The 1,721-nt window shown below is 39.6% G+C and carries 1 pseudogene; it reads left to right on the top strand.

What is annotated here, in order from left to right:
- Positions 1–89 precede the first annotated feature (89 nt).
- Positions 90–1,633: pseudogene (locus tag AC6CHK_RS16095) on the top strand (IS1182 family transposase).
- Positions 1,634–1,721: the final 88 nt, after the last annotated feature.

Here is a 1,721-nt window from a genome sequence, read left to right as displayed (position 1 = left end):
AAAAGAATCCGTCTCACAACTGAGGCGGATTTTTTTGGTTATTATTTTATGTTTTTGTATATTTATATCTGGTAATCAGGTGTTTGTGTATGAATTTCAAGTATTATAACCAAAATCAGATCGTGTTATTTCCGTACAGTTTTGAGGAGTTAATTCCTGAGAATCACCCTGTTCGGGTCGTCAATGATATTTTAGAGAGAATCAATATAGAACCGCTTCTAAAAGCCTATAGCAAAGAAGGAAATCCCAGTTACCATCCCGTGATGATGCTCAAGGTGATGGTTTTTGCTTACATGAACAACATTTATTCCTCCCGGAAAATCGAAAAAGCGCTTCGCGAAAACATCAACTTTATGTGGCTCTCCCATATGAGCATCGTGGATCATAATACCGTAAACCGTTTCCGGACCCGTAAGCTGGAGGCTGCCTTCAAGGATATATTCTCGCAGGTGGTTTTGCTTCTTGCCGAAGAAGGTTTGGTAAGTTTGAGACAGGTTTTTGTGGACGGAACCAAGATCGAAGCACAGGCTAACCGCTACACTTTTGTGTGGGCAAATGCCATTAAAACCAATAAAGAAAAGATGCTGCGGCAACTGGAAGACCTTTGGAAATATGCCCAAAGCGTTGCCCGGGAGGAAGACAAAGACCCTGAACCACCGGAATTTAAAGAAATCAGCAAAGAAAAAATACAGCAGACCATAGAAAGCATCAATACCAAATTGAAAGGCAGCGAGAGTAAAACCAATTCCGACAAGAAAGCCAAAGCCAAGCTGAATTACATTAAAAACAATTTTGAAAAAAAACTCGATAAATACGAATCTCAAGAGGCGATTTTAGCAGAGAGGAATTCCTACAGCAAAACCGATGAAGACGCTACTTTTATGCGGATGAAGGATGATCATATGCAAAACGGACAGCTCAAACCCGCCTATAATGCGCAGATTTCTACGGAGAATCAATTTATTTAAATTACACGATTCATCAGCAAACCAATGACATCAATACCTTAAAGCATCATCTGGAAAATTTCGAGAAATTATATGGCAAAAACAGAATGAATGAACTGAAAGAACTCACTGCCGATGCGGGTTACGGAAGCGAAGAGAACTACGAATTGTTGGAACAGAAAAGCATCACCCCGTTTGTAAAATACATTACATTTGATAAAGAGCAGGACACCCGTTATCAGGCAAAGTACAAGACTTTCAGTAAAGAAAATCTGCATTACAACGGGGAAGAAGATTTTTATGTTTGTCCGATGGGGCAAAAGATGGAGAAAACGCACGAAAGCACCCGGAAAACCAAAACCGGCTACCCTCAGAAACTCTCGCATTATCAGGCAAAAAACTGCGAAGGATGCCCGATACGAAGTGTTTGTCACAACTCCAAAGAAAACCGGAGCATCGAGCTAAACCATCATTTGGAGGATTACAAAGAAAAAATCCGAGAACTTTTAAACAGTGAAGAAGGCATCAAAAAACGCAGACAACGATCGGTTGAAGTAGAACCTGTGTTTGCACATCTGAAACATTGCAATAATTTTAAGCGATTTACCCTCAAAGGCTTGAAAAAAGTAGAATTGGAGTTCGGATTACACGCTTTAGCACACAACCTAAGAAAGAAAGTTGCCTGAGCAGGACAACTTTTTCTTTTATCAAATGAATATGAATCGATTAAAAATAAAAATCCGTCTCAACTTTTTTGTTGTGAGACGGATTCTT

The organism is Chryseobacterium sp. GQ58 (genome assembly GCF_059758895.1).
The sequence above is the reverse complement of the archived record's forward strand: the minus strand, read 5'-3'. Positions and strand labels throughout refer to the sequence as shown.